General features: G+C 46.5%; 18 protein-coding genes. 14 read left to right on the forward strand and 4 right to left on the reverse strand.

Annotated elements, in window-relative coordinates:
- The first annotated feature begins 77 nt into the window (after window positions 1-77).
- From BC8716_RS17155 to hfq, 6 genes are all read left to right on the forward strand, one after another.
- On the forward strand, window positions 78-650 hold the full coding sequence (locus tag BC8716_RS17155) for an outer spore coat protein CotE (RefSeq protein WP_011247031.1): 573 nt from the start codon (window positions 78-80) through the stop codon (window positions 648-650).
- Window positions 651-763: 113 nt separating this feature from the next.
- Window positions 764-3,379: a DNA mismatch repair protein MutS gene (gene mutS / locus BC8716_RS17160; RefSeq protein ID WP_094427680.1), complete on the forward strand. Its 2,616-nt coding sequence runs from the start codon at window positions 764-766 to the stop codon at window positions 3,377-3,379.
- 24 nt (window positions 3,380-3,403) lie between these two features.
- The gene (mutL, locus tag BC8716_RS17165; protein ID WP_094427682.1) at window positions 3,404-5,368 is read left to right on the forward strand and encodes a DNA mismatch repair endonuclease MutL; all 1,965 of its coding nucleotides are present in this window, start codon (window positions 3,404-3,406) and stop codon (window positions 5,366-5,368) included.
- Window positions 5,369-5,385: 17 nt separating this feature from the next.
- Window positions 5,386-6,156 (forward strand): class I SAM-dependent methyltransferase, encoded by a 771-nt coding sequence (locus BC8716_RS17170; RefSeq protein WP_094427684.1) that lies wholly within the window; start codon window positions 5,386-5,388, stop codon window positions 6,154-6,156.
- A gap of 23 nt (window positions 6,157-6,179) precedes the next feature.
- Window positions 6,180-7,118, forward strand: a complete 939-nt coding sequence (miaA, locus tag BC8716_RS17175; RefSeq protein WP_406550693.1) for a tRNA (adenosine(37)-N6)-dimethylallyltransferase MiaA — start codon at window positions 6,180-6,182, stop codon at window positions 7,116-7,118.
- A 44-nt stretch (window positions 7,119-7,162) separates the two neighbouring features.
- Window positions 7,163-7,396 (forward strand): RNA chaperone Hfq, encoded by a 234-nt coding sequence (hfq, locus tag BC8716_RS17180; protein WP_011247026.1) that lies wholly within the window; start codon window positions 7,163-7,165, stop codon window positions 7,394-7,396.
- 285 nt (window positions 7,397-7,681) lie between these two features.
- Here hfq and BC8716_RS17185 read toward each other — a convergent pair whose 3' ends face one another.
- Window positions 7,682-8,689, reverse strand: a complete 1,008-nt coding sequence (locus BC8716_RS17185; RefSeq protein WP_169715961.1) for a tyrosine-type recombinase/integrase — start codon at window positions 8,687-8,689, stop codon at window positions 7,682-7,684.
- 232 nt (window positions 8,690-8,921) lie between these two features.
- Here BC8716_RS17185 and spoVK point away from each other — a divergent pair, with 232 nt between their 5' ends.
- The 8 genes from spoVK (at window position 8,922) to BC8716_RS17225 (ending at window position 20,363) form a co-directional block, all read left to right on the forward strand.
- Window positions 8,922-9,863: a stage V sporulation protein K gene (spoVK, locus tag BC8716_RS17190; RefSeq protein WP_094427690.1), complete on the forward strand. Its 942-nt coding sequence runs from the start codon at window positions 8,922-8,924 to the stop codon at window positions 9,861-9,863.
- Between the two features lie 100 nt (window positions 9,864-9,963).
- Complete coding sequence (locus BC8716_RS17195) at window positions 9,964-11,271, forward strand: methionine gamma-lyase family protein (protein WP_406550694.1); 1,308 nt, start codon at window positions 9,964-9,966, stop codon at window positions 11,269-11,271.
- 233 nt (window positions 11,272-11,504) lie between these two features.
- Entirely contained in the window at window positions 11,505-12,854 is a 1,350-nt protein-coding gene (gene glnA, locus BC8716_RS17200; RefSeq protein WP_094427694.1) for a type I glutamate--ammonia ligase, read from the forward strand.
- A gap of 366 nt (window positions 12,855-13,220) precedes the next feature.
- Window positions 13,221-14,528: an FAD-binding oxidoreductase gene (locus BC8716_RS17205; RefSeq protein ID WP_094429283.1), complete on the forward strand. Its 1,308-nt coding sequence runs from the start codon at window positions 13,221-13,223 to the stop codon at window positions 14,526-14,528.
- Between the two features lie 3 nt (window positions 14,529-14,531).
- Window positions 14,532-15,887 (forward strand): (Fe-S)-binding protein, encoded by a 1,356-nt coding sequence (locus BC8716_RS17210; RefSeq protein WP_094427696.1) that lies wholly within the window; start codon window positions 14,532-14,534, stop codon window positions 15,885-15,887.
- 36 nt (window positions 15,888-15,923) lie between these two features.
- Window positions 15,924-17,375 carry an FAD-binding oxidoreductase gene (locus BC8716_RS17215; RefSeq protein WP_094429284.1) on the forward strand — a complete coding sequence of 484 codons (1,452 nt, stop codon included), beginning with the start codon at window positions 15,924-15,926 and terminating at the stop codon, window positions 17,373-17,375.
- A gap of 16 nt (window positions 17,376-17,391) precedes the next feature.
- Window positions 17,392-19,575, forward strand: coding sequence for a malate synthase G (locus BC8716_RS17220; RefSeq protein WP_094427698.1), 2,184 nt, complete (start codon window positions 17,392-17,394; stop codon window positions 19,573-19,575).
- Window positions 19,576-19,598: 23 nt separating this feature from the next.
- A complete protein-coding gene (locus BC8716_RS17225) occupies window positions 19,599-20,363 on the forward strand; it encodes a fumarylacetoacetate hydrolase family protein (protein WP_094427700.1) in 765 nt (254 codons plus the stop codon).
- 328 nt (window positions 20,364-20,691) lie between these two features.
- On the opposite strand, the gene BC8716_RS17230 is transcribed toward BC8716_RS17225, so the two are convergent.
- The 3 genes from BC8716_RS17230 to BC8716_RS17240 form a co-directional block, all read right to left on the reverse strand.
- On the reverse strand, window positions 20,692-21,438 hold the full coding sequence (locus BC8716_RS17230; RefSeq protein ID WP_094427702.1) for an IclR family transcriptional regulator: 747 nt from the start codon (window positions 21,436-21,438) through the stop codon (window positions 20,692-20,694).
- A 678-nt stretch (window positions 21,439-22,116) separates the two neighbouring features.
- Window positions 22,117-22,437 carry a hypothetical protein gene (locus BC8716_RS17235; RefSeq protein ID WP_094427704.1) on the reverse strand — a complete coding sequence of 107 codons (321 nt, stop codon included), beginning with the start codon at window positions 22,435-22,437 and terminating at the stop codon, window positions 22,117-22,119.
- A 165-nt stretch (window positions 22,438-22,602) separates the two neighbouring features.
- Window positions 22,603-23,136, reverse strand: coding sequence for a DUF4269 domain-containing protein (locus BC8716_RS17240; RefSeq protein ID WP_094427706.1), 534 nt, complete (start codon window positions 23,134-23,136; stop codon window positions 22,603-22,605).
- Window positions 23,137-23,261: the final 125 nt, after the last annotated feature.

Here is a 23,261-nt window from a genome sequence, read left to right on the forward strand (position 1 = left end):
ATCAGCGGATGTGGGCAATGTAAAAAACAAGGCGATTGTCTCTTGCAATAGGCAAAATGAAAAATGGGAGGTACACGATGGCTGACTCAAAAAATGAAACGAGTTATCGCGAGATTATTACGAAAGCTGTCTGCGGCAAAGGGCGCAAATTTTCAGAAGCGACACATCATATCCGTCCACCAGAGCCACCGTCAAGCATACTCGGCTGCTGGATTATTAACCACACGTATAGTGCGAAAAAGCGTGGGGATACAGTCGAAGTCAATGGCAGCTATGACATTAATGTATGGTTTTCGTATACCAATAACACGAAAACGGACGTTGCAACTCAAACGGTTTCTTATACCGACCTCGTGCCATTAACAATGAAAGATGACAATGTGATTTCCGAAGAATTGGAAGTTTATGCGAAGTCTGTGCAACAGCCGAATACGCTGGAAGCAGTCATTTCTGAGGACGGCCGCAGCGTTGATGTCCAAGTCGAACGGGAATTTATTGTTGAATGCATTGGTGAAACGAAAGTGGCAGTAGCGGTCAATCCACAAGGGCTTATTGAAGAATATCCGATTGACTCACTTACTGGCGAAATTCGCGACGAAGAGTTTGAACAAATCGATCCAAACTTCTTACAAGAAGAAATCGACCGATAGGAAAAGCCGGCTCGCTTTTTGGAGAGCCGGTTTTTTTCCGTTAAAATCAAGGAAATCAACTGTCTTCCTATGGTATAATAGCGATTAGATTTTCAACATATCGGAGGCAATTTATGGCACAAATGCATACCCCAATGATGAAACAGTACTTGCAAATTAAAGCAAAGTACCAGGACGCCTTTTTATTTTTCCGGTTAGGCGACTTTTATGAAATGTTCAATGAAGATGCCATTAAAGCTGCCCAAGAATTAGAAATTACGTTAACGGGCCGCGGCCAAGGCGAAGACCGAATTCCAATGTGCGGTGTACCGTACCACTCGGCTGATTCGTATATAGCCCGCCTAATAGATAAAGGGTATAAAATTGCCATTTGTGAGCAAGTGGAAGACCCAAAAACAGCAAAAGGCGTTGTGAAGCGTGAAGTAACAAAAGTATTGACACCAGGTACGCTAATGAATAGCAAGTTGTTAGCAGAAAAAGAAAACAACTATTTGCTTGCCTTTGCCAACGAAGGGGAGGACGCGTGGGGCATCGCCCGTTGCGACCTTTCTACAGGCGAAAGCGATGTAACATTGATCAGAGGAGGGAGCGGAGAGCTTCTCCAAGAAATTGCAGCAAGTGGCGTTAAAGAAGCGATTGCGCCGGCAGGACTCGCAGAAGAGCTGAAAGCAAAGCTTGGCGGACAGCAAGGTTTTGTTGTGTCCTATGAGGAACAAGAGGACGTGCCTAAAGAATATGAACGGCTTATCGACCATATTCAACAGCCGTTGCTGAAACGAGCTTACGGGCGCATGCTCCATTATTTACTAGCGACACAGAAGCAAAGCTTGCGCCATTTGCAACAAGTTGTTTTCCATCCGGCTGACTCTTACTTAAAAATGGACGTCCACGCAAAACGGAATTTGGAATTAGTGCAAACGTTGCGGGATAAAAAGAAAAGTGGCTCACTCCTTGCTGTGATTGACCAAACAGTAACAGCAATGGGCGGAAGGCTTTTGCGCCAATGGATTGAACGGCCTTTAGTGGACAGGAAAGCGATCGTAGGCAGACAGGCAGTGGTAGAAGCGTTTCTGGAACATTTTTTTGAACGGGAGCAATTGCGCGATTGTCTCCGCCATGTTTACGACATTGAACGGTTAGCAGCCCGTATTGCTTACGGCAGCGTCAATGCTCGGGAGCTTGTACAATTAAAGCGCTCGCTGCAAAACATTCCGGAGATCGCGTCAACGGTGGAACAAGTCGGCCTTGATGGGCGTTGGTTAAAGCAGTCTGAGCAGTTTGCTGATTTGGTGGCCATGTTGGAGAAAAGCCTTGTCGATGATCCCCCGCTCTCATTAACGGAGGGTGGTCTTATTGTAGATGGTTATAACGAAGAACTGGATGCTTACCGGGATGCAAGCCGCAATGGCAAACAGTGGATTGCTGAACTTGAGCAGTCTGAACGTGAGGCAACGGGCATACGCTCATTAAAAGTAGGCTACAACCGTGTATTTGGTTACTACATTGAGGTAACAAGAGCCAATGCCCATATGCTGCCAGACGGCCGCTATGAACGCAAGCAGACGCTTACCAATGCCGAACGTTACATAACGCCAGAACTAAAGGAAAAAGAAGCACTCATATTGGAAGCCGATGAAAAGCTCGCCGATCTTGAATACCGTTTATTTGCTGATATCCGTAAACAAGTGGAAGCCTATGTTGCTAGTTTACAAAAGCTTGCCGCCGATATTAGCGAAATGGATGTGCTCGCTGGTTTTGCCTCTGTTGCTGAACAAAACGGCTACACGAAGCCAACCATCACTGAAAGTCGCGATGTCGCCATCAAAGGTGGGCGCCATCCTGTCGTAGAAACGGTCATTAAACGAGGCAGTTATGTAGAAAATGACATTGATTTAACGGGCGACAGGGATATGTTGTTAATTACGGGGCCGAATATGGGCGGGAAAAGCACCTATATGCGCCAGCTTGCTTTAACTGTCGTCATGGCGCAAATCGGCAGCTATGTGCCTGCTGCAGAAGCAACGCTGCCTTTATTCGACCAAATTTTTACGCGCATTGGTGCCGCTGACGACCTTGCGAGCGGACAGAGCACATTTATGGTAGAAATGCTGGAGACAAAAGACGCGCTTGTGAAAGCAACACCACACAGCCTCATTTTGCTTGATGAGATTGGCCGTGGTACGTCGACGTATGACGGGATGGCGCTCGCACAGGCGATCATTGAATACATTTATGAAACCATTGGCGCTAAAACCCTTTTTTCGACCCATTACCACGAATTGACGCGGTTGGCTGATTCCCTTCATACGTTACGCAATGTCCATGTATCGGCTGTAGAGGAAAAGGGGACAGTGGTGTTTCTCCATCAAGTGATTGAAGGCGCTGCAGACCGCAGCTACGGCGTTTATGTCGCAGAACTGGCCGGTTTGCCAAAGCAGGTGACAACGAGGGCAGAGGCGCTTTTGACTGAGTTGGAGCATCTTCCGCAAAGACCGACAAGTGCTTCGGAAGAGCAACAAATCGATAGCGCAAAAACGGAAACAGCAGCAACGGTCGAAGAACCGCAGCAGCTCTCGCTATTTCCAGCTGATGATGAAACAAAGCCAAAACAGCTAACAAAAAAAGAGCGTTCGGTACTAGCGAAAATGGCTGAAGTCGATGTGTTGCACTTGACACCGATGCAAGCACTTGAAAAAATCAATGAGTGGCAAAAGCAGCTAAATAAGTAATAAACGAAAAAAGGGGTGGAGACGATGGCCGTTATTCAACAGCTTGACGATGCGCTTTCTAATAAAATCGCCGCTGGCGAAGTCGTTGAACGTCCTGCTTCTATCGTCAAAGAGCTTGTCGAAAATGCGATTGATGCAAACAGCAGCCAGATTCTAGTTGAAATTGAAGAAGGCGGCCTTTCGTCCATTCGCATTGTTGACAATGGGACAGGCATTGAGCCGAATGAATTAGAATTGGCTTTTTCTCGTCACGCGACCTCAAAAATCAAAACGGACCGCGATTTGTTTACGATTCGCACGCTCGGTTTTCGCGGCGAAGCGCTGCCAAGCATCGCCTCTGTTTCCCGTGTAAACATGCAAACGAGCACAGGAAGTGCAGGCATGCAAGTCGAGCTTGAGGGGGGCAAGATCGTCCATAAGCAGCCCTCTGAAGCACGCAAAGGCACAACCATCGTCGTCACTGATTTGTTTTACAATACGCCGGCACGCCTAAAATATTTAAAGACGGTTTTAACGGAGGCGGGGCATGTGAGCGAAGTCATGAACCGTATGGCGTTGGCATACCCGCACATTCGTTTTCACTATGTTAGCGACGGCAAAACCGTGCTGAAAACAGCAGGGAACGGCGACTTGCGCCAAGTCATTGCCCAAGTCTATGGCCGCAAAACAGCAGAAAAAATGGTCCCTATTACGGGTTCATCGTTGGATTATGAGCTAAGCGGCTATATCGCTAAGCCTGAGTTGACACGAGCAAACAGGCAGTATATGTCGATTTTCATAAATGGGCGCTACATCCGCAACTTTAAGTTGGCAAAAGCGATCCAACAAGGCTTTCACACAAAGCTGCCGATTGGCCGCTTTCCGATCGCTGTTCTTAAGTTGGAAATGGACCCGACGCTAATTGATGTCAATGTCCATCCGGCTAAGCTGGAAGTACGCTTGAGCAAGGAAGAAGCACTTAGCGAAATGATTGCCGAAAGCATTAAAAAGGCGTTAAGTGAACAAACGCTCATACCTGAGCCGAAAAAAGAAAACACAGCTAAAACAAAAAGCGAACAGCTCTCTTTCTCTTTAGCGTACGAGTTGCAACCAGAAAAGGAGCATGTGCGCGAGACGATGCAACAGCCACGCCAGCGCCAGCTTGCTGCCGACGACCAAGTTAATCGCAAAGAGGAAAGCACAAGCATGGGCAACAGTTGGTCGCCATCATATCAGCAAGAGGAGGAAGTCGAACAAGAAAGAAGCAGCGATGCCAGTATGCTTCCTCGAAATGAACAAGTGGAAACCAACACAGAGGATGGATATGAGCAGCCGGATAGAAGAACAGACGAGTCCCTTCCAATGGAAGAGGAGGCTGCTCTAGTCGAGCCAGAACCGCCTTTAGGCAACGATGCAGAGGCAAAGGGGGCGATGCCGCCTTTGTATCCAGTCGGCCAGATGCACGGAACGTACATTGTTGCCCAAAATGAACAAGGCATGTACTTAATTGATCAACATGCGGCACAAGAACGGATTAAATATGAGCATTTCCACCAAAAATTAGCTGAACCATTAGGACAGACACAAGAATTGCTTGTGCCGATTACACTTGAGCTGACAACGAGGGAAACGCTTGTTGTCACTGAATCGAAAGAAAAACTTGAAGCGGTCGGCGTATTTTTAGAAGAATTTGGGAAAAATACATTTGTTGTTCGTTCCCATCCGACTTGGTTTCCTCAAGGCGATGAAGAATCGACGATACGAGAAATGGTTGAGCAACTTTTGGACAATAAGCGGATTAGCATTGGCGAATTGCGCGAGGAAGCGGCGATTATGATGAGCTGCAAAGCGGCGATTAAAGCCAATCGCCATTTGCGCACGGATGAAATGTTTCAACTTCTGGAAACGCTGCGCCGTTGTCAAGAGCCGTATACATGCCCTCATGGCCGCCCGGTTGTGATCCACTTTTCAACGTATGAACTGGAGAAAATGTTTAAGCGCGTCATGTAGAGGAGAGACAAAAAAACGTGATCGTTACGACCGCAAGAAAACAGGCCAATGCTTTAAAAGAAAAAGCGGCTTTATGTGCTGCTAAACTTGGTGCTCGTTTTGTGGAGCGTCAAGACCGTTCTCTTGAAGCACTCTTTGCCGCTTACGGCGAAGATGTATGCATTGTCGGAAAAGAACGGCAAACGCTTTACAAATATAAGGAGGCAGTCCCGTTTTTTTATCATCCAAATGCGTCGTTTATCCGTTACAAACAGTGGAAGAAAACAGGAACGGATCCTTTAATCGACGCTGCCGCCTTGAGCACGGGCGATGAAGTCCTTGATGCTACACTTGGCATGGGTGCAGATGCGGTAATGGCTGCTCTTGCTGTCGGCAGAACAGGAACAGTAACGGGGCTTGAAGCGAGCAAGTCAATTGCTCATATCGTCGCAACCGGCTTAAAAGAGTGGCAGGAAGGGGATGAAATGTTTTTGCAGGCATTACGGCGAGTAAACGTTGTGAACACGGGCAGCGCTGCCTATTTCCAGCATTTGAAAGACAAATCCGTTGATGTTGTTTATTTTGACCCAATGTTTGAGACGAAAGTCGCTTCGCCTGGACTCGAAGGACTGCGCCATTTTGCCTGTTCCGAGACGTTGACAAAATCTGTTCTTGACGAAGCTAAACGGGTTGCAAGGCGTGCTGTCGTGTTAAAAGGCCACTGGCAAAGCGAGCAATTTGCCCGTTTTGGTTTTACCGTAAACAGAAGGCAACATGCTACTTTCCAATACGGCGTAATTGAAATCTAGCATGGATTAGGATGGAAAGGAGGATGCCTATGACGCAAGAACCGCTTATCGCGATTGTCGGCCCAACCGCTGTAGGAAAAACGGCTCTTGGCATTGAACTTGCGAAAACGTTTGGCGCAGAAATTATAAGCGGCGATTCGATGCAAGTGTACCGGACAATGGATATTGGCACGGCAAAAGCGACAGTCGAAGAAATGGCTGGTATTCCCCATCATTTAATTGATATCCTTGAGCCAGGCGACACATGGACGGTTTCCATGTTTCAGGAAAAAGCACTTTTGGCGATTGCTTCGATTCGCAGCCGTGGCAAATGGCCCCTATTAGTCGGTGGTACAGGTCTTTACGTCCAAGCGCTTACCCATGAATTGTCTTTTGGCGCTGCGTCATCGGACCCCTCATTCAGGGAAGAAATGGAATTGTATGCCAATCGTTTCGGCAACGCTGCACTCCACGAGAAGCTAGCAATAGCAGACCCAAAAGCAGCAGAAGCGATCCACGCCAATAATGTTCGCCGTGTTATTCGTGCTTTAGAGGTGATCCATCTTACGGGAAAACCGTTTTCCGAACAAGAGAACGGCCTTGCGCGGCCTCGTTTTGACAATGTTCTCATTGGCTTAGAAATGGAAAGACAGGCGTTGTATGAGCGGATCAACCGCCGCGTTGATGCGATGATGGAGGCGGGCTTGTTGGAAGAAGTTCACCACCTTTATCAACGGGGAATCCAAGGCCAGGCCATTCAGGCGATTGGCTACAAGGAACTATATGCTTATTTTGATGGGAAATGCACCTATGACGAAGCAATTGAAGCTCTGAAAACCAATTCACGCCGCTATGCCAAAAGGCAGCTGACTTGGTTTAAAAACAGGAGCGATGCTGTCTGGTTTAATTTGGAGGAGCCAGAGGCCAAAGCAAAAATTTTTGATTATGTCCACGCATTTTTAGCAGGAAAAGGGTTTGCTTAAGGCGAATCAGTAAAGGAACGATGTAGAGAGAGGAGTCAGCCAACATGAAAGCAACAGTAAATATCCAAGATCAGTTTTTAAACCAATTGCGCAAAGAATCCATTCCGGTAACGGTTTTTTTATTAAATGGATTTCAATTGCGTGGGCAAGTAAAGGGATTTGATAACTTTACAGTCATTGTAGAAACAGAAGGCCGCCAACAGCTTGTTTACAAGCACGCGATTTCCACATTTGCCCCGCAAAAAAATGTTCAATTGAAAAACGAAGCGGAAGTATAACGCTTGAGGTTGTCGACAAAGTCGATAACCGCAATCAGACTGATAGAAAACGCTTGTCAGACGAGGAGTGCAGGCGAGGGAAGATGCGAATAGAACGTGGGTTCATGAGCATATGAGTGAGGCAAACGACGACGTATGCGAGCGTTTTTCTACAGTCTGAAGCGGAAGTATAACCGCTTTTTGCATAGCAACGATAAAAACGGTTCTTTCCAAGGACGGGATGAAAACAATCCATTTTCATCCCGTTTTCTATTTGTCTAAAAAGGCTCTTATAAAGCCAGCTTGCTATGAGCTGCTTAGATGGGAGTCTGTCCCAGTTTCTGTAGCTGTAGGAAGAAGCTCTTGTCTTCTAGCAACGTTCATTTTTTTGACTGTTAAAGCATAGCGCCGCAAGGAAAGCATGCTTTTTAGCCCTGCTTTTTGCTGGATCGTTGTCCACTGTTCCCCTGCAAGCATTAACTTGAGCAGAAATGAATGACGAAAATGCTGGGCGGAAATGCCTTTGCGCAAGCCAGCCCGCGCCACTTCTGTGCGGATCATTTTTTGCAAGGCAATTTCTGTCAACGCTTTAGGCGCGTCGTTTTCATAGGACCAATGGTATGTACGCCTTGTAAAATCAAAAGCGACAAACAATGGATCATCCGTGTGTAAACGTGGCCGTACCGGTTCAGGGATAAGCGTCCAATAAGCATGCAACTGCTTGGCATTTTTAGGGCAAAGTGCAAGCTGACGGTCGTGGCCGCTGTCTCTTCGAATGAGCAACGTGCCTTTTACAAAATTGACGTCATTCATCTGCAGGTCGCAAAGTTCTTGCAATGTGAGGCCATAGTGGGCAAGAAGCAAAAACAACGCAAAATTTCGTTTCGTCAGTTGCGGCCTTGCAAGCAGCTGATTGTCCGTCAACCCTTCTTCTGATTGACTTGAACGCAAGATCGCAGCGATCTCCTTCGCATTGACCCATTCGTGAGGTTGAAGCGGTTCAGTTTCTAAAGGGGGCGGGTCATAGGTGAGGAGTGGATGACTCGCCAGCCGTTTTTCTGCCATTAAAAAGGCGGTGAATTGCCTGAGCACGGAAGCGACGCGGCGGATTGTCCGTGTTTGGTAGGAACGCTCCTCAATCAATTCATAAAAGTAACGTTCTGCATCCGTTTGCTCCATAGAATGGAAGTCTTTATCGCCGAGCCACTTGAAAAAGTCAAGCAAATCATAGCGGTAACGCCTAACGGTTGACGGCCGCCGTCCCTTGTCAGCAAGAGCACATGTGAAGCGCTCTACCCATTGAATCCCATCCATACAAAGCACCCCTTTCAAGAAAATTGTACCAAATCCCTTTAACTCCGTCACGAACAGATAATAAGTCATTGGCTTTGCAAAGCGAAGTACTTGCTCGAACAATTGCTCCATATAGTAAAAGGGGAACGTCTTTTCAGCGGATGGGCATTTGTCACGTTTTTAATCCTTTTTGCGTATAGTAGCAACAAAGCAAGAGCCGCCTGAGGCAGGCTGCTGAAGGGGGGAAGATGCGGTGAGCAATCCGCTTGAAACGAAAAACAGCGCTAGAATCAATGTGGTATTAAATAAAGTTCCTGTAAAACGAGCGAGCACAGACTGGTTTGTCTCTCCAGAAGAAAAAGAAAAGCATGAAGTGCTGACGAAGTTTGAGCAGAAGCTGTCAGCGTATATCGGCTTGGATGAAATTAAAGCGTTAATCCAAGAGCTCTATGCATGGATTTATGTGAATGAACGCCGCAAAGAGCGCGGGCTTAAAGCAACAAAGCAAGTGCTCCATATGATTTTTAAAGGCAATCCAGGGACAGGGAAAACGACAGTTGCTCGCATTGTTGCTTCTTTTTTACACGAAATGAACGTGCTCTCAAAGGGCCACTTATTGGAAATGGAGCGTGCTGATTTAGTTGGCGAATACATTGGCCATACGGCGCAAAAGACGCGGGAAGTGCTGAAGCAGGCAAGCGGTGGCGTGCTTTTTATTGATGAAGCCTATTCGTTGTCACGAGGTGGGGAAAAAGACTTCGGCAAGGAAGCGATCGATACGTTGGTGAAGGGGATGGAAAACAACGCCAATGACTTCGTGCTTATTATCGCCGGCTATTCAAAAGAAATGGATTACTTTCTGTCATTAAACCCTGGCTTGCCTTCAAGGTTTCCGATTTCAATTACGTTTCCTAATTATAACGTTGACGAGTTGATGGAAATGTTAATCGGGATGGCAAAAGAACGAGATTACATGCTGTCGGAGGAGGCTTTGCAAGAATGCCGTGAGCATATTCGCAAAGTCGCGTCTGAACAGGAAAGAACATTTAGCAATGGGCGCTACATTCGCAATATGGTCGAAGAGGCAATCCGCCAGCAAGCGGTACGGATTTTAAAACAAAACGATTATACAAAAACAGCGATGGAGCTGCTGAAAAAAGAAGATTTCCAGTTTAAACATAAACGCTTTATGTAACACTACCCGTGTGTCTATTTTACGGTGGTTCGTTTTCCGTTTCCTTTCTAGCTTATCACATGGTAAGCTAGAAAGGAGACAGCAGAGTAGGAGAGAACAAATCGTGACAGAGTTTTTATTTAACGAAGAAATACAAGAAAAAATCATCCGAGCTGAAAAACGGATCGCGGCTCATCATCAAGAAATTGATCGGATTGCTTTAATCAACCAAAAACGGGTAATGGATAGCTTTGCCCGCCATCAAGTTGCTGATTTTCACTTTAGCCCTACCACCGGTTACGGTTACGACGATTTGGGCAGAGACACGCTAGAAGCCATTTATGCTGATGTCTTCGGGGGGGAAGCTGCTCTTGTCAGGCACCAAATTGTCTCAGGCACCCATGCAATCGCGATTGCTCTATTTGGCTTGTTGCGTCCAGGCGATGAACTGCTTTATATATCAGGAAAACCTTATGATACGCTTGAAGAAATTGTCGGCATTCGCGGACATGGCTCTGGCTCCCTTCGTGATTACGGCATTTCTTACAACATGGTGCCACTAAGAGAAGGGCGCATGGACAAGCAGGCGATCAAAGAGGCGATCACTGAAAAAACAAAAGTAATTGGTATTCAACGATCTAAAGGTTACGGCGATCGACCTTCGTTCCATATCGATGAACTTGCTGATGTGATCGCATTTGTCAAATCGATTAAACAAGAAGTGCTCGTATTTGTCGATAATTGCTATGGTGAGTTTGTTGAAACAAAAGAACCGTGCCACATTGGTGCTGACATCATTGCCGGTTCGCTCATCAAGAATCCAGGTGGCGGGCTGGCGAAAACAGGCGGCTACTTGGTTGGTCAAACTCAAGCAATTGAGCTCGCTTCCTATCGCTTGGCGGCGCCAGGGATAGGGGCGGAAGGGGGAGCCACGTTAGGGACACTTTTAGACATGTACCAAGGCTTTTTTCTTGCCCCCCATGTTGTCGCCCAAAGTGTAAAAGGCGCTGTTTTTACAGCTGCTTTGCTGGAAGAACTCGGTTTAGAAACGAGACCTAGCTCCCAAGAGCGGCGCACTGATTTAATTCAAGCTGTCCATTTCAAAACGGGCGAACAAATGGTGGCATTTTGCCAAGCGATCCAACAAGCATCGCCAGTCAACGCTCATGTAAAGCCACAACCAAGCTATATGCCAGGCTACGCCGATGACGTCATTATGGCGGCTGGCACGTTTGTCCAAGGGGCAAGCATTGAGCTATCGGCCGATGGCCCACTGCGTCCCCCGTATGCCGCCTACATCCAAGGGGGGCTCACGTATGAACATGTGAAGCTAGCGGTCAGTGCTGCTTGTGAAAAAACGTTTATGACTGAAAAAGATCGGGAAAAAGACGAACAGAGCCCATCAGGCAATAAAGAGAGCAAATTCTGATGTAACTTCGCAAAATCGGGTAAAGGCGCCAGGCAATGCTTGACTTCAAAATAAGCCTTTAGTACGATACTAAAAAAGATAGACGCGAAAGAGGCAAGGAAACAACGAAGCCGACTAGCCAATGGGCCTTACGTTGTTTGGCGAGCCTTTCAAGAACGAGTGGATGAATGGCTTGGGAACAGGGGGTATCCCCCTTTCTACATAGATGAAAAACGAGAGGAGAAAAACCACGCATGCCAAAGTATACAAAAGAAGATATTGTCCGCCAAGCTCAAGATAACAATGTCCGCTTTATCCGCCTCCAGTTTACCGACTTGCTCGGAACGATCAAAAACGTTGAAATTCCAGTCGATCAGCTATCTAAAGCGCTTGACAACAAAATGATGTTTGATGGTTCATCAATTGAAGGGTTTGTCCGCATTGAAGAATCGGATATGTATTTGTACCCTGATTTAGATACATGGGTCGTTTTCCCATGGACGCCGGAAAAAGGGAAAGTCGCCCGTTTGATTTGCGACATTTACCAACCGGGAAAGCCAGGAGAGGAGCCAAAGCCGTTTGAAGGGGACCCACGGGGCATTTTAAAACGTGTCCTTAAGGAAGCACAGGAACTTGGCTTTACCGATTTCAACATTGGACCAGAGCCAGAGTTTTTCCTCTTTAAAAATGACGAGAAAGGCGAGCCGACACTTGAACTAAACGACCGCGGCGGCTATTTTGACTTAGCGCCGACAGACCTAGGTGAAAACTGTCGCCGCGATATCGTGCTGGAGCTGGAAGATATGGGCTTCGAAATTGAGGCATCCCACCACGAAGTCGCCCCAGGCCAACACGAAATCGATTTTAAATATGCGGACGCTGTCTCCACATGCGACAACATCCAAACGTTTAAGCTCGTTGTCAAAACCATTGCCCGTAAGCACGGCTTGCATGCGACATTCATGCCAAAGCCCCTGTTTGGCGTCAACGGTTCAGGCATGCATTTGAACATGTCGCTATTCAACCAAGAGGGCAACGCCTTTTACGACAAAAATACAGAAAGCCAGCTTAGCAAAACAGCGATGCAGTTTTTAGGCGGCATCCTTAAGCATGCAGAAGGCTTTACTGCGATTACCAATCCAATTGTCAATTCTTATAAACGGTTGGTGCCAGGCTACGAAGCGCCCGTGTACATCGCGTGGTCGATGCGGAACCGCTCGCCTCTTGTCCGCATTCCATCGTCACGAGGGGTATCAACGCGGATTGAAGTAAGAAGCCCGGACCCATCGGCGAACCCATATTTAGCGATGGCAGTAATGCTCGCTTCAGGCCTTGACGGCATTAAAAAGAAAATCAACCCGCCTGAAGCAACGGACCGCAACATTTATATCATGAGCAAAGAAGAACGCCTGGATGAAGGCATCAAAGATTTGCCATCAACATTAAAAGAAGCGATTGACAGCCTCCTAAAAGATGAAGTGCTCGTCAAAGCACTCGGCGAACACGCGCTAGAACATTTTGTAGAAGCGAAAGAAATTGAATGGGATATGTTCCGCACGCAAGTCCACCCGTGGGAGCGGGATCAGTTCATGCAGAATTATTAAGGAGAGGAACCCTTGACACTACTAGTGTCGGGGGTTTTTTACGTTTAGAAAAAACATTGATAGTGATGGACCCTTTTCTTATAAGTTTAGTTGGAAGATCCATAGCGGCCGATGGTGCATAATTTCGTATCATTTTAACAATTGACAGAAACTCGATTCTATGTGATAGTATAAGGAAAGTTCTAATTGACGAATGATGTTCAAAATAACGAACAAAAGATTGTGAAGGGGAAAGGCCATATTCATTCAACGGTCATTTGTTGAGTGAATATGGATAACGATAACAACGCCAATGACAAGCATGTTTTCCATGATTTTTAAGTTTTGAGAAGTTGAGAATGGTACGCGGGAGGTGTTGCAGGAGTGTTGTCTGATTTGAAATCTGCTTTTCCTGATCTAGCGGTGGAACCAGGCTCTCCTGACAGTTGGTTAGGCAATGGTGGACATGTCCATGTATATCCAACCTCAGAAAAAGAAGTGGTAGGCTTGCTCAAGTTTGCCCACGATCATGGCAAGACGGTATCCGTTCAAGGCAATGGATCGAAGCGAGGGTTCGGCGGACTGAAGGAATCGTATGATGTGCTTTTGTCTTTGTCAAAATATACTGGTGTCATAGAGCACTCCCCAGGAGATATGGTCGTCACTGTAAAAGTGGGTACACCTTTTCATGAACTTCAGGCCTATTTAGCAAAGCATCAACAACAAGTATCGCTTGATCCGGCGATGCCGCACTTATCTACGGTTGGTGGTGTAATCGCTTCCAATGACAGCGGACCTAAACGCATGGGCTACGGTTCAGCCAGGGATATCGTGCTCGGGTTGAAGGTGGTTTACCCCGATGGAACCGTTATCCGCACTGGCGGGAAAGTCGTCAAAAATGTTGCCGGCTATGATATGAATAAGTTATTTATTGGATCGATGGGGACGATTGGCGTGATCACGGAAATTACATTAAAGCTGCGGCCTTTGCCTAAATGCGAGAGTCTGGTTTTTGTTTCTTTTCAGGACAATCAGTTGGCTGAGTTGCGCTCTTTTGTTGTTAAGCAGTTGGATTCTATGCTAGAACCTACCGCTTTCGAGCTACTAAGTCCTTCGTTAGCGGAGCAGCTTACTGGATGTAAACAGTGGACGCTAGCGATCAGCTTTGAGGATGTAGAAAGCTCCGTCATCTACCAGGAGAATAAGGTGAAACAGGCAGTGCCAATGCAGGCAGATGTCTCAATTTTGCGCAATGAAGAGACGGGAGAGTTTTGGAACCGGCTATTGAACATAAGCTCAAACGGAATGGGGGAGCCGTCTGAGCAAACAGAGATAAGAGTTGGATTAAAAATTGGCGTCAAGAACATCGACGTTCTCCAGGTGCTGGAAGAATGCGTTGATATACAGCAACGTCACAATCTCGTTGCTTATGGGCACGGCGGTTTTGGCCATGGCCTATGTCACGTCGTCTTACAAGGTACTAGCGAAGACGTGGAGGCTGCCATTCAAGCATTACGTGGTACTGCAAAGAAGCTTAATGGCTATGTGATTGTCAAGCATATTCCGTTTTTTCTGCGGCAAAGCATCAATGTGTGGGGAGACAAACCAGCGTACTTTTTCCTATTCGAGGGCATCAAAGCCAGCATCGATCCTAGGCGCGTCCTAAATGACACAAGGTTTATTGGGGGGATTTAAATCATGAGTTTGAAAGAAAGCGAATTGAACATCGATCCACCTTGTTCTCCTAACAGCAAGAGCAATTATTTATGGAATGATGCGCCAGATGAGAATAAATGGGCTGATTGCGTACACTGCGGCATGTGCCTGGAATCATGCCCCACCTATGAGATAACAGGCCAAGAACAGCACTCGCCACGGGGGCGTGTTCACCTGATCAAGTCGGTAGCCGAAGGCAAGCTTGAAGTGAACGAACCGTTTATCGATCCGGTCTACCAATGTTTAGACTGCCGGGCATGCACGACTGCTTGTCCGGCTGATGTGGATGTAGGCGGCTTGATCGAAGAAGCAAGAGGACAAATTCGCCAAGCGATGCCGTTAACAGGTGTCAAGGGGCTAGTGAGCAAATTTTTCCTTGAAGGGTTGTTTCCACATCCGAAACGGATGCAAACTTTAGTTGGGTTGTTAAAAGTTTATCAGAAGAGTGGCATGCAGAAGCTTGTTCGCACGACAGGGTTAATTCGCGTTATGCCCAAGCACCTTGTTGAAATGGAAGCGATTATGCCCGGCATAAGTGTTCCTGTTCGTAAGAAATACAAAAATGAAAACATCATTGTGGCTAAGGGCGAAGAAAAACATACCGTCGCCTTCTTAACTGGCTGTATCATGGACGTCATGTTCAGCGATATCAACGAGTCTACGATTCATGTACTGACGCGCAATGGAAATAGTGTTACCATTCCGAAGCAGCAAACATGCTGCGGCGCCTTGCATGTGCATGCAGGTGATCGGGAAACTGGCAGAAAATTAGCCAAGCAAAACATCGAGGCGTTCGAAAACGCAGAGACAGTTATCGTCAATGCTGCTGGATGTGGCTGCATGCTGAAGGATTACCCAGAATTGTTCCGCGAAGACCCAGAGTGGCATGAAAAAGCTAAAGCATTCTCTGCCAAAGTACAGGACATATCGAAGTATCTTTACGACACAGGCTATGAAAAGCCGAAGTCAGAAATGAAAACACGCTTGACTTACCACGATGCTTGCCACTTGGCGCATGGCCAAGGAATCCGGCAGGAGCCGCGCGAGCTACTGCTCGCTATTCCAGGGGTCGAGATCGTCCATATGCCAAATGCTGATCGGTGCTGTGGCAGCGCTGGAATCTACAACATTACCAATCCTGAGATGGCTGGCGCTGTCTTGGAAAGGAAAATGGAGAATGTGCCGGATGACGTAGAGATGATCTCAATGGGCAACCCAGGTTGTATGCTGCAAATGGCAGTTGGCGTACAGAAGCATGGGCGAAGCGAAAAGATCGTGCATACGGTGCAACTGTTGGATTGGGCATACAAGAAAGACGATGAACAGACTGATGAATAAAATTCAATTCAGGAGGTGAAGGCTGTGGCCCGTAAGATGAAAACAAACGATCCACATATTCTCAATCTTGCGAAGCTGGTAGATGGCCCAAAATCGATTCTTTATTTAAAAGAAGACTTGATCGCTTATGATTGTGACGGCTTTACAATTCATAAGCATTTGCCCAAGGCAGTCGTCTTCCCGAAAAATACCGAAGAGGTCGCAAAGATCGTCAAATATTGCGCTTCACATAATCTTCCTTTCCTTGCCAGAGGTGCGGGCACTGGTCTCAGCGGCGGTGCGATCCCAATCAATGGGGAAGTCATTATTAGCATGGTTCGTATGAAGCGTTTAATCAGCGTTGATTTGGAAAATCGCCGTGCCGTTGTCGAGCCGGGCTATGTTAACTTGAAATTGACGAACATGATTGCTGATAAGGGCTATTACTACGCGCCCGACCCTTCCAGTCAGTACTGTTGTACGATCGGCGGCAATGTGGCGGAGAACGCAGGCGGCGCACATTGTCTAAAGTATGGCGTCACCACGAACCATATTCTCGGTCTCGAGGTCGTCCTTCCTAATGGCGAAATCATTAACGTCAACTGTGAAGGTGTAGCAGATGTGCCAGGTTATGACTTGCTTGGCTTATTAACAGGCTCTGAAGGAACATTAGGCATCGTCACGAAAATCACGGTTCGTATTCTGAAAAATCCCGAAGCCAAGCAGACGGTGCTTGCCTATTTCGACGAAGTATCAGACGGCAGCTATGCCGTATCGGATATCGTATCGGCCGGAATTGTCCCGGCTGCACTTGAAATGATGGACAAAACCGCCATTGAAGGCGTAGAAGCCGCTGCATTTCCTGTTGGCCATCCCCAAGACATTGCCGCCCTTTTGCTCATAGAAGTGGATGGCATTTCGGCAGGGATCGATGAACAAATTAATCAGATTCTCGACATTTGCAAGCGGCGGAATGTCCGTGAGGTAAAAGTTGCCGAAAATGAGCAAGAACGGGCCAGATGGTGGGCGAATCGCAAGACCGGTTTCGGGGCGATGGGAGCTATTTCACCTGATTATTTAGTTCAGGACGGTGTGATTCCCCGCAGCAAATTGCCTGAGGTTCTGGAGCGAATCAATCAAATTAGTGAGCAATCCGGGCTTCGGATCGCCAACATTTTCCACGCAGGGGACGGCAATCTTCATCCACTTGTGCTGTTTGACGCTAGAGTTCCAGGGGAGACAGAAAAAGCGTTGGAAGCGGGCAGCGCTTGCTTAAAAGCATGTGCCGATGTCGGCGGATCGATTACAGGAGAGCATGGCGTAGGAATTGAAAAAATGGAAGAAATGCGGTTTATTTTCAACGAGAAAGAAATTGCCGCACAGACACGAATTCGTGAAGTGTTCAACCCAGATAATCTGCTAAATGGCGGGAAGCTGTTTCCAAGCCCAGGACGTTGTGTAGAGGTCAAAAAAAATATGAAGGAAGTTGCTTCGGCGAAGCAAGCCTAATAAAGGAGATGTTAGAATGACATATTACGTAAAAAATGGCGATTTGCAGATTGCACAGGAACTTTATGAATTTATCAATACAAAGGTTATTCCAGACAGCGGCGTGACGAAGAACGATTTCTGGTCTGGCCTTGCCAGTCTCGTCAAAGACCTTGTTCCGATTAACAAAGCTTTATTAGCGAAGCGCGACCGTATTCAAGACCAGATACATGCCTGGCATAGAGCCAATAAACCGTATAGCTTTGAAGACTATAGAGCATTTTTGGAAGAGATTGGCTACTTGGAGCCTGAAGTCGATGACTTTCAAATCACGACCCAACATGTGGATGACGAGATAGCCGTTCAAGCTGGGCCTCAACTTGTGGTTCCAGTGAACAACGCACGCTTTGCCATTAATGCGGCGAATGCTCGCTGGGGCAGTCTGTATGATGCTTTGTATGGAACGGATGTGATTAGCGAAGAGGCGGGCACCGACAAAGGAAATGGGTACAACCCAGTTAGAGGAGCGAAAGTGATTGCGTTTGCGAAGCAATTTCTGGATGATACGGTACCTTTGAATGGAGGTTCCCACAAGGATGCCGTGCAGTACAGCATCGTAGACGGTGCTCTAGCAGTAACGCTTGGCGACGGAACGACAACAGGTTTGAAGGACCGTACCCAGTTTACCGGGTATCAAGGCGAGACGGCAGCGCCATCCGCTTTGTTATTCGTACACCATGGCCTTCACTTAGAAATTCAGATCGATGCCACACATCCTATTGGCCAAACCGATCCAGCAAACGTAAAGGATATTGTGCTAGAGGCAGCGATTACGACGATTATGGACTGCGAGGACTCTGTGACGGCCGTTGATGCTGAAGATAAGGTGCTTGTATACGCCAACTGGCTAGGATTAATGAAAGGCGACTTAACGTCGACTTTCGTTAAGGGGGACCGGACGATCAAGCGAACATTGAATCCTGACCGAGCGTATACTTCTCCAGACGGCGGCTCTTTAACTTTATCAGGTCGTTCGTTACTGTTCGTCCGCAATGTTGGCCATTTAATTACCACGAATGCGGTGCTAGATGAAGACGGCCAAGAGGTGCCAGAAGGTTTCCTTGATTGTATCGTTACCGGTCTAATCGGTAAGCACACCCTATTGGGCAATGGAGCTTATCGAAACTCACAAAAGGGATCGATTTATATTGTGAAACCAAAAATGCACGGTTCAGAAGAAGTAGCATTTGCCAATGAACTGTTTAACCGTGTTGAAGATATCATTGGACTTACTCGCAATACCCTTAAAATTGGTGTGATGGATGAAGAACGCCGCACGTCACTTAATCTTAAAAATTGCATCCATGCCGTAAAAGAACGAGTCGTCTTCATCAATACAGGATTCCTTGACCGTACTGGTGACGAAATGCATACGTCCATGGAAGCTGGCCCAATGATTCGCAAGCAGGATATGAAATCGTCCGCCTGGCTCAATGGCTACGAGCAATCCAATGTAGCGGTTGGCCTCGCTGCTGGATTGAAGGGCAAAGCACAAATTGGCAAGGGCATGTGGGCCATGCCTGATCGAATGGCCGATATGCTTAAGCAAAAAGGGGCTCAACTTCAGGCCGGTGGCAACACAGCCTGGGTGCCTTCGCCGACGGCTGCTGTTTTACACGCGATTCATTATCACCAAATCAACGTGAAAGCCGTTCAGCACGAGATTGCAGCTAAGCAAATCGACTATAGAGATGAAATATTGCAGATTCCAGTAGCTAAAGCGCCAAATTGGAGTCCACAAGAAATCCAGGAAGAGCTCGATAATAATGCGCAAGGCATTCTTGGATACGTCGTCCGTTGGGTAGAGATGGGAATTGGCTGCTCTAAGGTGCCTGATATAAACAATGTCGCGCTAATGGAGGACCGTGCGACACTGCGTATTTCCAGTCAGCATATGGCGAATTGGCTCCATCACGGCATCTGCACGAAGGAGCAAGTGCTTGAAACGTTGAAACGTATGGCCAAGGTAGTGGATCAGCAAAACGCAGGTGACCCTGAATACGTTCCTATGGCGCCGGATTATGAAAACTCTGTTGCTTTCCAAGCAGCATGCGACTTGGTGTTCGAAGGCTACCAGCAACCAAGTGGTTATACAGAACCGATTCTTCATCGGCGCCGGAAAGAAGCGAAAGCGAAAGCCAGTGTAATGACGAGAAAATAAGCGATTCAAGAGGAGTTACGTTGATGAAATTTGTCCGATTTACTGTAAATGCAAAGACAAGCCAAGGCGTTCTTGAACACGAAACAATTAAAGCCATTCAAGGCGATTTGTTCGCTGAGTGGCGTTTTACAGGCGAAACGTATCCAGTAGAGGATGTAAAATGGCTTGCTCCTCTTGTGCCCAATCACATTATTGGGATTGGCGCCAACTATGTCGCCAAAGTGGAAGATCGTCCAGACACGTTGCCCGATATCCCTGTATTTTTCTTTAAGCCGTCTTCTTCTGTCATTGGGCCTGAGGATCCGATCGTGATCCCAGGCTCAAACGAGCAGGTGAAGTTTGAATCTGAATTAGCCGTCGTGATCGGGAAGGAAGCGAAAAATATCGACGAGTCGGACGTGTTGGACTACGTTTTTGGCTATACGATTGGCAATGACGTAACAGCGCCGCAATATTTTCATGAAGCTGGCCATTGGATGATCGGCAAATCATTCGATACGTTTACACCATTGGGACCGGTTATCGAAACGGAATTGAATCCTGATACCGTCCGAGTAGAAGCGCGCTTGAATGGGGAAGAGAAGCAAAACAGCGGTACGGAATTAATGATTGTACCCATTCGTGAAATGGTCGCTTATTTGTCCCGTATTATGACGTTGAAGCCAGGAGACGTCATTCTGACAGGCAGCCCACTTGGAGCAGAACTGGTTGGAGCAGGGAATGTGATAGAGTGTGAAATTCAAGGAATTGGAAAGTTGAAGAATAGATTCGTAGACCAGCTAATTTAAATACGCTGTCTATCACATGTGTGCTTTTTGGAAAAGACTTAAAATGAGACAAGGTAGGGGAGCTCTAAGTGGGAGTAATCGCAGGAGGACATGATTCAACTCGAATATTTTGTTTTAAAATTGTGAGGCGTCTTTGCGGCAAATTGAATACTCGTCTTTCATAATGATCGCCGTGAAATAGCCGTGAGACCCATTTTCGCTCGAAAAATCCCTTAAGCGGCAACTAGAAAACCATGTAGCCTTGCTCCGAAACTTGAATACGTCGGAACAAGGCTGTTTATCATCTCTCTGGGGTGAAGGCCCCATACATATTTGGCAGCTTGGATGATTAAATGTGAGAAAGGCGCTGGGCAAGTTGGACAATTTCATCCAAGGCACGCTCTTTCTTCCCCTCCCAATGGTGAATTGGCATGGAACAGCTGATTGCAGCTGCGATTTCTCCGTTTGCTTTACGAATCGGTGCAGCTGTACAGCAAAAGCCCATAACGCCTTCTTGAATATCCATTGCATATCCAGCTTTTCGTACGTTCTTAAGCTCGTGGATCAAAGCTTCCCGGGAGCCAATCGTATGAACGGTAATTTTAGGAAGTGATTCTTCCGGGTATAAATTGCATATTTGTTGTTCGCTCATGTCAGCCATCAAAGCTTTTCCTAGGCCAGTTGCATGCGCAGGGAAGCGGACTCCGGGACCGGAAACCATTTGGACAGGACTGGGGGCTTCCACTTTAGCTAAATATTGGACGTCGCTGCCTTCAAGCACTGCTAATTGGATCGATTCTTGAAGATTGCGCATCACTGGCTCGGCCAAGCGTCGAAAATCTTCACTCAGATCGAACTGCTGGAAAAAAGCACTCCCAAAACGTCCTATAGCGCTCCCAATCGCATATGTCTCATTGCGATCACGGCTTACCCATTGCAAGCGCTCCATTGTCACTAATAGCGAGTGAAGCGTGCTTTTGCTAATCCCAAGCATTTTCGACAAATCGGATAACTTCCATCTGTATGGCTCGTCTCTTAAAACAGTTAATACAGCGTTGGCTCGATCTAAGGCAGGCACATGATATTTTTGCTCCATTTATAAATTCACGCCCTAAAACAGTATATTGTTCGTTATTATGAACAGTTAAAATCGTATCATTTTCGATGATGGTCCGTCAAACGAATATTAATGCCTTATCATCAATTACCGATCTTTGAAAGGTGATTACTATAATGAACAAAAATAAGGGGAGGATGAGACATCGCTGGAATGTAGAGTTGTGCAGCGATGCACGGTTCTACGTTACCGGTCATAACCATCGCCTTAACTCAGATCTCTGAGAATAAGTAGCTTCCTGTAGAATCCCTCTATTGCCTAACAGAATGGGAGAGCAATTATTTTTTTGTAACAGATATAATTTATAGCGATTCGCCCATTTTGCTACCTCGACACTTTGTCAATTCGTTTCTATGGAAACCATATGGAATCACTTAATTAACATAATATTAATTACGTTAATTTGGGCCGAACGAAATTCGCAAAAAATGTGCCGTAGATGGCACCCATTCATTAAAGCAACTCTTCAATGATGTCTTCGATGAATTCGGTCTCCTTCCGATAAATTTTCACCATAAAATACATCAAACAGGATAAGGAAAAGAGCAGGGCATGGCGCGATGCTTCTGCGTCGACGAGTAGATCAGCCCCTAAAAACGATTTAGGTTTAATGAGTGCGACTTTTTTTCCGTCTACGCTTATTTCTATTTCCTGGTCCTAATTTTCCTCTATCCGCCATTTTTTTCCGTGAATGGTGCCACTGACACAAAAATACAGAACACTGTTAAGCGTGTTGTCTTTTAGCTGAAATTCTTCGCCGTTGAGTTGGAACCGGTAAGTTGCAAATAGCAAACGGCCCTTTTTTATCCCTAGTGTCGCTCTTACGCCCTCTTGTTCAAAGACAAACGTAGTGCCTTTCTCATTTCCAGGAACAGTCGTTTTCTTTATTTCCCCTATTATACGCTCTTGTTCGTCTAGCACGGTGACGCTCTTTTTATCATGAAGGATAAGCACATCTTTTATTTTAAAGCTTAGCACGATCGAACACCCTTTCTGTCTAGCTTTAGAACGATTCTTTATAATCGAAATACGAGGACACGGAATAAAAGTTTCGCATTCCGCGTTTAAGATCGAGAAAGCTAGCTAACATGAGGGTGGTAAAAACGCCATTCTTGGCTTTTGAACATGGGGGAAAGACCGTTTTTAGCAGCCAATTCCAAACGCCTGTTTTCCATATGCTAAAAGCCCTTCATAAGGATCGCCACTAATCCCAAGCAAAGAAGCAAACGCCGGCTCTGTTTTCATGCCTTGTTTTTTCATATCTATCGCTTTTTCTTTCCATTCAGGATGGGCCATTAAAAGCATGTGCTCAATTTTCATATGCAAATAGGCATATTGACATTCCACACGTTGCGGCTGGCCAAATAGCTCGAACGCCTTTCCTTGATAGCAAAAGTTTGCCTTTACCGTCGGCACGCCGCGAATCTTTTTCCGTTTTAGCCGAAATTGTGGGAGTTCACGATACAGCGCCGTTACAGTTCGTTCAAATCGCTCAAATTGGCGGACGTCACAAATAACGTCTAAGTCGGAAGACGGAATGTCTATGCCGAGAGGGATCGTGCCGCATAATACCGGAGAGTAGTGTTTAAGTGCATTCATCAAATCGAGTTCTGTTAAAAGCCGATAAGCAAGTTGTTGAGAGTGTGTGCCAGTTTGTAAGTCAGCGAACGTTTTCATAAGTAAGTGCGCTCCTTTATAATCGCAAAGAAGGTTCTATTTACAGGATAGCATAAACAAAAAAGAGGGTGGACTCGATTTAATGGAGTGCTGGATGTTTGTAGCAATACAAAGCTACTCGGATC

Origin of the sequence: Shouchella clausii, from assembly GCF_002250115.1 — a bacterium.
GTDB classification, from domain to species: domain Bacteria; phylum Bacillota; class Bacilli; order Bacillales; family Bacillaceae_D; genus Shouchella; species Shouchella clausii.

Excerpts from the sequence above, each read along its gene's own strand:
- BC8716_RS17155 (WP_011247031.1), top strand. The coding sequence starts at position 78 with ATGGCTGACTCAAAAAATGAAACGAGTTATCGCGAGATTATTACGAAA.
- mutS (WP_094427680.1), top strand. The coding sequence starts at position 764 with ATGGCACAAATGCATACCCCAATGATGAAACAGTACTTGCAAATTAAA.
- mutL (WP_094427682.1), top strand. The coding sequence starts at position 3,404 with ATGGCCGTTATTCAACAGCTTGACGATGCGCTTTCTAATAAAATCGCC.
- miaA (WP_406550693.1), top strand. The coding sequence starts at position 6,180 with ATGCCTATGACGCAAGAACCGCTTATCGCGATTGTCGGCCCAACCGCT.
- hfq (WP_011247026.1), top strand. The coding sequence starts at position 7,163 with ATGAAAGCAACAGTAAATATCCAAGATCAGTTTTTAAACCAATTGCGC.
- BC8716_RS17185 (WP_169715961.1), bottom strand. The coding sequence starts at position 8,689 with ATGGATGGGATTCAATGGGTAGAGCGCTTCACATGTGCTCTTGCTGAC.
- glnA (WP_094427694.1), top strand. The coding sequence starts at position 11,505 with ATGCCAAAGTATACAAAAGAAGATATTGTCCGCCAAGCTCAAGATAAC.
- BC8716_RS17210 (WP_094427696.1), top strand. The coding sequence starts at position 14,532 with ATGAGTTTGAAAGAAAGCGAATTGAACATCGATCCACCTTGTTCTCCT.
- BC8716_RS17215 (WP_094429284.1), top strand. The coding sequence starts at position 15,924 with ATGAAAACAAACGATCCACATATTCTCAATCTTGCGAAGCTGGTAGAT.
- BC8716_RS17220 (WP_094427698.1), top strand. The coding sequence starts at position 17,392 with ATGACATATTACGTAAAAAATGGCGATTTGCAGATTGCACAGGAACTT.
- BC8716_RS17225 (WP_094427700.1), top strand. The coding sequence starts at position 19,599 with ATGAAATTTGTCCGATTTACTGTAAATGCAAAGACAAGCCAAGGCGTT.
- BC8716_RS17230 (WP_094427702.1), bottom strand. The coding sequence starts at position 21,438 with ATGGAGCAAAAATATCATGTGCCTGCCTTAGATCGAGCCAACGCTGTA.
- BC8716_RS17240 (WP_094427706.1), bottom strand. The coding sequence starts at position 23,136 with ATGAAAACGTTCGCTGACTTACAAACTGGCACACACTCTCAACAACTT.